The organism is Streptomyces sp. SID9727 (genome assembly GCF_010550605.1).
Classification (GTDB): Bacteria; Actinomycetota; Actinomycetes; order Streptomycetales; family Streptomycetaceae; genus Streptomyces.
This window is the reverse complement of the sequence record NZ_JAAGNI010000286.1, coordinates 1-9,270: the sequence shown is the minus strand read 5'-3', so window position 1 is coordinate 9,270 and position 9,270 is coordinate 1. Positions and strand designations below refer to the sequence as shown.

Sequence of the window (9,270 nt, the reverse complement as noted above, 5' to 3'; positions counted from 1 at the left end):
GGCAGCGGCGCGCCGAGACCGCCCACGCGCCGGAGCGGGGGCGGCACGGGCGGTGTGCCTTGGGCGGTGCGCTGGACCGGCGCTGTGCCGGGGCGGTTGCCCGGCCCGGTCCCAGGGGCGTCCGGCTCGGCGGCGGGACCGACCGCATCCGTGTGCTCGTCCGCATGTACGAGGGCTTGCTCGCCGATCAGCCGGCGTACCGGAAGGCCGGCCGCTACGGCGTCGCTTCCGGCCGACGTCAGGCTCGGCGGGCTGTCCCCGTACGCCCGCTGCACGGCCACCGTCCACGTCCCGCGCCGCGCGGGCATCGGCATCTCGACGGCCCGCTGGACCGGCGGGGGCGGGGCCCCCGGGACGGCGTCGACCACACCGCGTACCAGGCCGGCGGGGGCCTCGGGGCTCACCAGGTGGCCCAACGGCGTACCCAGAGCCGTACTCCGGCGTGTCGCCAATCCGGCCTCGAATCCGGGTGGGTTGATCAACAGGTCCTGGCCCGTGACGGACCGCTGCACGGGTTCCAGCCGGTTCACGTCGACCCGGTCGGCCCGGTCCGGCCCTGACAGGCCGGGCAGCTGCGGGGGCGGGGTGTCGGTGGAACGGCCGCCGCGCAGCCAGGACATCAGCCCCATGGTTCCTCGTCCTCCTCCGTGCTCCTCGCTACTGCCCGTTGAGGCGGGCGACCTGTGCGACGAACTTCAGGCGTTCCGGGTGTTCCAGGTCCAGCAGGTCGTCCAGCGGCCAGTGGAAGTGGTAGGCGAGGTACGCGACCTCCTCGTAGAGCAGGTCGGCCGCGTACGTCACGATTCCCCCAGGCGACCGCCGGCGAGATCCACCGCGAACTCCTCGTCGCAGGACGGACAGGTGACGGCCGCGCGGGTGTGCCCCTCGGCGTTGATCCGGCGGTAGAAGTCCTGGAGGAACGCCAGGTCCGACGCGAACAGGTCCTCGATGACGCCCGGATGGATGTCCTCGACCGTCCCGATGCGGATCACCACCCGGGAGATCAGCACGACCGAGAGGTACGCGGAGTTCTCGCGGACCCGGTCGTCGCGCAGGGGGACCAGCTCGTCCCGTGCGGTCGCCAGCCGCATCACTCCGCTGCGGTGCACGGTGCCCGACTCGTCCACGTATCCGCGCGGCAGCTCGAAGGTGAACTCGGTGCGCAACGGTTCGGAGCGGCCCGCGCCCGGGCCCCGTTCCGGTGGCGCCTGGAACTGGACCGTACGCCGCATCAGTCGAGCTCCATGCTCTCGTACGTGATCGCCAGCTTCTCGGTGAGCACCGAGGTGTCCCCCGCCTTGAGCGTGCCGATCTCCAACGACTTGGGCCAGGCGTTGATGAGCTTGTACCGCTTGATGGGCAGGCCCTCGTAGTCGTACACGATGACCGCGCCGTTGCGGCGGGCGCTCGTCATGCGGCCGAAGCGGGAGTCCTTGATCCAGCGTTCGAAGCTGTTGTCCTCGGTCAGACCGCGCGTGACGGTGACCTCGCCGGCCTTGGGCCGGCCGGGCAGCTTCTTGATGGCGTACTTGCCGTCGGCGGTGTTCTGCTTCAGCTCGATGACGTCCTGCTCCATCTTCAGACCGCTGACCTCGGTGATCTGCTTGATGACGACGCTGTCGAATTCGAGACCGAAGGAGTGCCCGACGGAACTGTCGAGATCGGGAAGTGGCACCACAGGCTCCTTACGCCAGGTTCGGGAACGGGCCGGTCACTGGAGGGCGGCGCGCGCCGGTCACTCGTCCACGCCCCCGGTGCCGCCGGTCAGCTGGGAGAGCCGGAACACGACGAACTCGGCCGGTTTGACGGGCGCGACCCCGATCTCGCACACGACCTGCCCCGCGTCGACGCTCTCGGGCGGGTTGGTCTCCCGGTCGCACTTCACGTAGAACGCCTCGTCCGGGGTGAGGCCGAACAGCGAGCCCTTGCGCCACTCGTTCACCAGGAACGCGGAGACGGTGCGCCGGATGCGGGCCCACAGCGCGTCGTCGTTCGGCTCGAAGACGACCCACTGGGTGCCGGCGAGGATCGACTCCTCCAGGTAGTTGAAGAGCCGCCGCACGTTGAGGTAGCGCCACGCGGGGTCGGAGGCCAGGGTGCGGGCGCCCCAGACCCGGATACCCCGCCCGGGGAAGGCGCGGATGCAGTTGAGCCCGATCGGGTTGAGCAGGTCGTGCTCCCCCTTGGTGAGCTGGGTCTGCAACGCCACGGCCCCGCGCACCACTTCGTTGGCCGGTGCCTTGTGCACGCCGCGTGAGTCGTCGTTGCGGGCCCAGATCCCGGCCACGTGCCCGCTCGGCGGTACGAGCGTGGCGCGGCCGGACGCCGGGTCGGCGACGCTGATCCACGGGTAGTAGAGCGTCGCGTACTTGGAGTCGAAGTTCGCCCGGTCGGTGCGCCAGGCCCGAATCTGCTGCGGCGTCAGGCCGGGGGGCGGGTCGAGGATGGCGACCCGGTCGCCCATCGACTCGCAGTGCCCGATGAGCGCTTGCTGTACGGCGACGACTGATTCCAGGTCGATCAGCCCGCGTTCGTACGCGCCCATGAGGTCCGGGACGGCGATCATGGTGACGTCGTCCACCGCTTCGAGGCCGCCCAGGCCCGTGCGGCGGTCGGCGTCGCCGACGTACACCTCGGGGGCCAGCGCCCCGGCGCTTCCGGCCGGCGGGGCGGCCGGGGCGAGGGTCACCGACTGAGGCCCGGGGCGGGCGGGGGCGGCGCCGCGCCCCGACTCGCGTATCTCGATCAGCTCCGACGTGGCGTTGACCCGGGTGGCGACGTTCTCCTTGCTCCGCTTGGTCGTCACGGACGGGTACGTCTCCGCGATCTGCCCGTCGCGCTTCACGATCAACTGGAACACGTCGGACGGCGGGTCCTCGCCCTCCGCCTCCGCGACCTCCACGCTGATCTCCCCGGCCACGCCCGGCTTCGGCTTGACGGCGTAGGGCCCGACCTGGACCTCGGATCCGGCCGCGAGTTCGCCCTCCGCTCCCCCGGCCACGGTGTCCGAGCCGTCGCCGATACGGACGACGTAGCAGATGCCGCCGCCGTTGGCGAAGAAGCCGTAAACACTGGAGGCGAGGTACGTGCCGTCCACGAAGTCGCCGAAGGTGCTGACGAACTGGCTCCAGTTCGTGATCAGCGTGGGTTCGTCGAACGGGCCGCGCTGGGCGAACCCGACGAAGGCGGCGACCGACGTGCCCACCCCTTCGATCGGCCGGGAACCCGACTCGACCTCTTCGACGTAGACGCCCGGGGACAGGTACGACGGCATAGGGGGCCTCTCCTTGAGGTGCTCCTCGACGTGCTTCCCACCCCGTGGCGTGACCGCTGCCCGACCGGGGAACACCGGCGATTCTCGCCACTCCGGCGATCACCGGGAACGGATGGTCGGCCGCCCTGCCGTGCATGGGGAGCTGCCCGATCAGGCAAGCGGGTGGCGCCGGGCGCGCCGCACGGGCCTGCCCGTCCCCCGTCCCGCCGGGGCTCCCTCCGCCCCGGAGGCGCCCGGCAGCCTGGCTAACCACCGTGTGCGGGCGGCTGTACTGGCGGGAGTTGGCGTATGAAGGCGGGTCCCGAGAAGCCGCCCGGCGCCCCTGCCGCCGGGTCCCGTACCGGCTCCCCTCGTACGGAAGCGGCTCCCGTCCCCACGCCTGCACCTGCACCTGACCGTCGCGGTCTCCAACGGCTGCAACGGGCGGCCGGCAACGCGGCCGTCTCGCGCCTCGTCGCCCAGCGCTACACGGCCCCCGTCAAGCCGTCCCCGGCGCAGGCGCCGGGTTTCCGGGGCGTCAAGGCGGACATCGCGGCGAAGAAGCAGCGGATGGCCCAGCACCGGCCGGCCGTGACGGAGTCGAAGGCGTCGCAGGATGCGGCCGTCGCTCCTCCGGATGACAGGGAGGCGCAGGGCAAGGCGGCCAACGCGGAGAAGATGAACGCCGCGAAGCCCGGCGAATTCGACAAGAAGGCGTTCATCGACGCGGTGAACAAGGCGATCGACGCGCAGGCTCCGAAGAACCTCGACGACGCCGACAAGTTCTCCAAGTCCGGCAAGGCGGAGCGGGTCAAGGCGGAGGTCGACGGCAAGGTCTCGGACGGCAAGGAGGCGTCGGCCAAGGACATCGACACGGCGACGAAGGCCCCGCCGGACACGTCGGCCGCGAAGGACAAGCCCGTCACCCCGCTCACACCTGACCAGCCGCCCGGCAACCCCGGGGCGCCGTCCGCCGCGGCCGCGATCCCCGAGAAGCAGCCGGCGTCGGTCACCGACTTCTCCGAGGGGCCCGCGCAGAACGACAAGGCGATGGCCGACGCCGAGGTCACCGAGGAACAGCTCGCCAAGGGCAACGAGCCCGAATTCAACGAGGCGCTCAGCGCGAAGAAGACCGCCGAGGCGGACTCCGCGAAGGCCCCGGCGAAGGGCAGGACGGCCGAGAACCAGCAGCTGAACGCCGCGAAGGCGGGCGCGGCGGCCTCGGGCGCCGCCGCGATGAGCACGTTGACCGCGACGCGTGCGCAGGCCGGGCAGAAGGTGGACGGCGGCAAGGGGGAGACGAAGTCCAAGGACGAGAAGAAGCGCGCCGAGGTCACGGCGAAGCTCCAGAAGGTCTACGACGGGACGAAGAAGGACGTCGAGGCGACTCTGTCCGGCCTGGACCAGAAGGTCGATGCGGCCTTCACCTCCGGGGAGAAGGCGGCCCGGGACGCGTTCACGGCGGACCACAAGCGCCGGATGAAGAAGTACAAGGACAAGCGGTACTCCGGCTGGACCGGCAAGGCCCGCTGGGTGAAGGACAAGTTCGCGGGCCTGCCCGAGGAGGCGAACAACCTCTACCAGGAGGCCCGCAAGCTCTACGTGTCCCAGATGCAGACGGTGATCTCGTCGGTCGCCGACATCATCGGCACCGAGCTGGGCAAGGCGAAGGCCCGGATCGCGAAGGGCCGGGGCGAGCTGAAGGCGGAGGTCGACAAACTCCCCGCGGATCTGCGCCAGTTCGGCGAGGAGGCGGCGAAGGACTTCGCGGGCAAGTTCGACGACCTGGAAGCGACGGTCAACGAGAAGTCGGAACAGCTGGTCCAGGACCTGGCCCAAAAATACACGGCGGCGCTCAACAAGGTCGACGAGGAGATAAAGAAACTTCAGGAGGCCAATAAGGGTCTGATCGACAAGGCGAAGGACGCGATTGTCGGCGCGATAAAGACCATCAACGAGCTGAAGAACCTCCTCCTGGGCATCCTCGCCAAGGCGGCCGGCGCGATCATGAAGATCATCAAGGACCCCATCGGCTTCCTGGGCAACCTGGTGTCGGCCGTCGGCGCGGGCCTGAACCTCTTCGTCACGAACATCGCCGACCACCTGAAGACCGGCCTCGTGTCCTGGCTGCTCGGCACGGCGGTGAAGGCGGGCCTCGAACTCCCCCAGAAGTTCGACATGAAGGGCATCATCCAGCTCATCGGCTCCCTCCTGGGCCTGACCTGGGCCAACATCCGGGCCCGCGTGACCCGTAAGGGCGTCCCCGACGAGGCGATGACGGCGGTCGAGTCCTCGGTCCCGGTCGCCCAGAACATCGCCCGGGAGGGCCCGGCGGGCGCCGTCAAGGAGATCCAGGAGGAGGCGGGGGACCTCAAGTCCACGATCCTGGAAAAGCTGACGAGCTACCTGATCCCGACGGTCATCATCGCCGGCATCACCTGGATCCTCTCCCTCCTGAACCCGGCCTCCGCGTTCGTCCGCGCGGTCAAGGGAATCATCGACATCGTCACCTTCGTGGTGAACCAGGGCGCCCAAATCGTCGAGTTCGTCAACTCGGTCCTGGACGCGGTGGTGGCGATAGCCAACGGCGGCAAGGCGGGCGTCCCCAAGATGGTCGAAACCGCCCTGGCCGCGAGCGTGCCGCTCCTGATCGGCTTCCTCGCGTCCCTGCTGGGCATCGGCAGCCTGGCCGCGAAGGTGAAGAGCGTCTTCCACGCGGTGTCCCGCCCGGTGAACCGAGCGATCGACAAGATCGTCAACTTCATCGCCAAGAAGGGCAAAGCGCTCTTCGAGAAGTTGAAGAAGAAACCGAAGAACAAAAATGGGAAGGACGGCAAGAAGTCCCAGGTAAACCCATCTGAAATCACAGCAGATTTCGATATGGAGGGACACGAGCACAATCTCAGACTCGGGCCGGGCGGTCTCACTATGGCCAGCGCACTTGCCCGACGAGTCGAGGACAAGTGCCGGGCCAGACGAGCACAGATAGAGCAAGCGGGGACAGGTACGCAGGCAGAGTATCGCGCCCTGGGAATGATTATCAGCCGCAACACCCGAGCCGTAAACCTGTACAACAAGTTAAATCAGGATGGAGAAAATGAAAAAGTAAAGAAGGCATTCGCCTCAGTGAAGGAGGCCCTAACCGATTACGCATCTCAGCACGGAAAGATCGACATAGGCGCTGACGCTCGCTGGACTCCAGAAGTTGAGCAATCCCTGTGGAGACATCTTGCCGCAGCCGAGTCTGATTTCAAGGCGACTGGCCTGAGCCCCAGACAAATTGGAGACGTCGAAAGGGGCAGAGCGGAAGAGGCTGCGGGAAAAGAGAGGGACCCCAAGAAAGCACCTTGGCACGTCAGATTTTTCATGCATCAAGGCACGACGATCGACGAGTCGTTCAAGACTTCAGCACGCGCCGACTCACTACTTCGAGCAAACGACGTAGTCATTTCACCACGCAGCGTTCCCAAGGGAACGGTACTGCCAGACCTCTACGAGAAGAATAAAACATGGTGGGGTGACGTCACCACCGAAAACGCTTGGCAAAAGCACCTGAACGACTATTCACCTACGTTTGGCGTCGAAGCATTGGCTCTCATCTACGAGCCCATGAGTTATAGCTCGTACGCCAAGAACTTCCCCGACCAGATCGGAGTCGTCAATGAGTGAAGACTATTGGGCTTCCGCAGCGGGGACCCGCGAGGCCGAGAAAGTCTTTGACGTTCTAGAGCACGGCGGCGACCTTCGTCGAGTAGCACCCCGTAGAGTGGGCGGCCGCGTAGACCTACGAGGACTTGAGAGCCAGGCGCACCGATCGGACTCGGTCCTCGTCAGTGCCGCAAATCTTGCACTGAAGGACATTGATTTCACTGGCTCTTCCATCCCTGGACTGCAACTCGAAAGGGCGACAGTATCGAATTGCGTGTTCGACTACGCCAACATCGACGGAATGGAGTGCCGGGGGACCGATTTCGAGCAGTGCTCATTCACCAAGGCAAGCCTACGAAATGCTCAGCTGAGCACCCCGAGCGACAAGAAGTACAGCGTGTTTACTCGCGTAAGTTTCTCAAGGACCGACCTGCGAGGGGCTGGGTGCCAGGACGCTTCGTTCGACCACGTAACATTCGATAAGGCAAGCCTCGGTGCAATTAGCTTTCGAGGTTCAAACTTCATCGAATGCACCTTCTCAGGAACTCTGCAAAAAGTGGTCTTCTGGAATATATCTATGACTGGAAGGAAAGTTCCGAGCAACAGTATGGATGGCGTGGACTTCACTGCGGCAACATTGCGCGATGTTGAATTTCGGGGAATTGACCTCAGTCGAGTAACGCTTCCGGAGGGCGATCCGCACGTAACAGTGGGGAACTACGGTTGCACCATGGAAAAGGCAATCAACATGCTGCCAGTGAAAGACCAGCCGTTCACGTACGGGTTGCGGGCGTATCTTGCAGCGGAGTTGCGCCTATCGCACCCACAAAGAGAGAAGGGTATTTGGCACCGCTCATCCCTAGGGAAGACTCCGGAGGAGCAACAGTTTGCCATCAGCACGCTTAGGCAGGCGGAAAGGGCATGCAATTGCGCCGAGAGCAGTTAGCACCAGGACTTTGCGACACTCCCGGTGACGATTACGGAGGGAGCAGACCGGTTCAGTCGAAGATCAGCGGCAGGGCCGGCCCGCTTGTCCGGAATCAACGCTGAAATGTGAAGCAGACCTGGGGATATACCGGCAACCTGTTCCCTAATCACCGCCTAGCAACCCGAGATACGGCCCGAACTCCGAGGCCAGGGTCAGCCGCCCCAGCTTCTGGTACTCCCTCTGCACCGCGTGAATGAGCGTCGCCATCGTCACCGCGCCCCCCGCCTCCGCCGCCAGGTACGCCGCCGTCACCGCGATCGAGCGGATGTTGCCGCCCGCCAGTTCGAAGTTCTCGGCGCAGAAGGCGAGGTCGAGGTCCGCCCCGCGTGGGAGCACCGTGCCCAGGCAGCGGTCCCAGAGCACCCTGCGCTGGTCCGGGTCCGGGACCGGGAAGTCGATGACCAGGTCCAGGCGGCGGGTGAAGGCGTCGTCCAGGTTGGCGCGCAGGTTGGTGGCGAGGATGGCCAGGCCGTCGAAGGACTCCATGCGCTGGAGGAGGTACGCGCTCTCGACGTTCGCGTAGCGGTCGTGCGCGTCCTTGACATCCGATCGCTTCCCGAAGATCGCGTCCGCCTCGTCGAAGAGCAGGACCCCGTTGACCCCCGCCGCCTCCGTGAAGATGCGTTCCAGGTTCTTCTCGGTCTCGCCCACGTACTTGTCGATCACCGTCGCCAGGTCGACCGTGTAGAGGTCGAGGCCGAGGTCGGCCGCGATCACCTCCGCCGACATGGTCTTGCCCGTGCCGGAGTCCCCCGCGAAGAGCGCCGAGACCCCGCGCCCCCGGCCCCCGCCCGGCCGCATCGCCCACTCCCCCAGCACCCGGTCGCGGTGGCGGGCGCGGGCGGTCAGTTCGCGGAGCTGGGCGTGGGCGTCGGGTGGGAGGACCAGGTCGTTCCAGGTCACCGTGGGTTCGATGCGGCGGGCCAGGCGGTCGAGGCCGGCCGCGTTCTGGGCGCGGGCCCCCTGGCGTATGTGGTCCGGGGTGAGGGCCCCGCCGTCGAGCCGGGCCGTCTGCGCGGCGCTGCGGGCGGCGCCCGTGACCTGCTCCGGCGTCAGGAGGAACGGCGCGAGGAGGTGGTCCGGGTCGATGCCGGCGGGCACCGGGCCCGCCCCCGTACGCCGGTACGCCTCGCTCCACAGCGCCCCGCGCGCCGACGGCTCCACCCTCGGGGCGTGCACGAGCAGCGGCGGCACCGTGGACCAGGACGCGTCCCACGGCACCCGGCCCACCATCACCGTCGGGACCGGGGTGGCCGTCAGCAGCCGTAGCAGGTCCGGGTGTTCGCGGGACACCGCGTCCAGCGGCGCGCACACCAGGCCCGCCCCGGTCAGCCGCGCCTCGCGGACCAGGGCCCTTACGGCGTCGGCGGGGGCCGGGTCC

At 67.3% G+C, this 9,270-nt stretch carries 7 protein-coding genes and 1 pseudogene; 2 read left to right on the top strand and 6 right to left on the bottom strand.

The genetic code is table 11. The annotated features are described in order from the left end of the window. From G3I41_RS18470 to G3I41_RS18455, 5 genes and pseudogenes are all read right to left on the bottom strand, one after another. A pseudogene (locus G3I41_RS18470) lies at positions 1 to 629 on the bottom strand (hypothetical protein); the annotation flags it as partial. A gap of 28 nt (positions 630 to 657) precedes the next feature. Continuing rightward, positions 658 to 801, bottom strand: a complete 144-nt coding sequence (locus G3I41_RS36440; protein WP_018099790.1) for a DUF6760 family protein — start codon at positions 799 to 801, stop codon at positions 658 to 660. Beyond that, positions 798 to 1,232, bottom strand: coding sequence for a hypothetical protein (locus G3I41_RS18465; protein ID WP_164401325.1), 435 nt, complete (start codon positions 1,230 to 1,232; stop codon positions 798 to 800). The genes G3I41_RS36440 and G3I41_RS18465 overlap by 4 nt, the downstream gene beginning before the upstream one ends. Further along, complete coding sequence (locus tag G3I41_RS18460) at positions 1,232 to 1,675, bottom strand: phage tail protein (protein WP_143616868.1); 444 nt, start codon at positions 1,673 to 1,675, stop codon at positions 1,232 to 1,234. The genes G3I41_RS18465 and G3I41_RS18460 overlap by 1 nt, the downstream gene beginning before the upstream one ends. Positions 1,676 to 1,735: 60 nt before the next feature. Further along, positions 1,736 to 3,274, bottom strand: a complete 1,539-nt coding sequence (locus tag G3I41_RS18455; RefSeq protein WP_164401324.1) for a phage tail sheath subtilisin-like domain-containing protein — start codon at positions 3,272 to 3,274, stop codon at positions 1,736 to 1,738. Positions 3,275 to 3,562: 288 nt separating this feature from the next. On the opposite strand from G3I41_RS18455, the gene G3I41_RS18450 reads away from it, so the two are divergent. Both G3I41_RS18450 and G3I41_RS18445 read left to right on the top strand, forming a co-directional pair. Then, on the top strand, positions 3,563 to 6,922 hold the full coding sequence (locus tag G3I41_RS18450) for a hypothetical protein (RefSeq protein ID WP_239081701.1): 3,360 nt from the start codon (positions 3,563 to 3,565) through the stop codon (positions 6,920 to 6,922). Further along, positions 6,915 to 7,847 carry a pentapeptide repeat-containing protein gene (locus tag G3I41_RS18445; RefSeq protein ID WP_164401323.1) on the top strand — a complete coding sequence of 311 codons (933 nt, stop codon included), beginning with the start codon at positions 6,915 to 6,917 and terminating at the stop codon, positions 7,845 to 7,847. Before G3I41_RS18450 ends, G3I41_RS18445 begins: the two co-directional genes overlap by 8 nt. Positions 7,848 to 7,991: 144 nt before the next feature. On the opposite strand, the gene G3I41_RS18440 is transcribed toward G3I41_RS18445, so the two are convergent. After that, on the bottom strand, positions 7,992 to 9,270 hold a 1,279-nt coding region (locus tag G3I41_RS18440; protein WP_164401322.1), incomplete at its 5' end, for an ATP-binding protein.

Coding starts and splice junctions, on each gene's coding strand:
- G3I41_RS18465 (WP_164401325.1), bottom strand. CDS start 1,232: ATGCGGCGTACGGTCCAGTTCCAGGCGCCACCGGAACGGGGCCCGGGC.
- G3I41_RS18455 (WP_164401324.1), bottom strand. CDS start 3,274: ATGCCGTCGTACCTGTCCCCGGGCGTCTACGTCGAAGAGGTCGAGTCG.
- G3I41_RS18450 (WP_239081701.1), top strand. CDS start 3,563: ATGAAGGCGGGTCCCGAGAAGCCGCCCGGCGCCCCTGCCGCCGGGTCC.
- G3I41_RS18445 (WP_164401323.1), top strand. CDS start 6,915: ATGAGTGAAGACTATTGGGCTTCCGCAGCGGGGACCCGCGAGGCCGAG.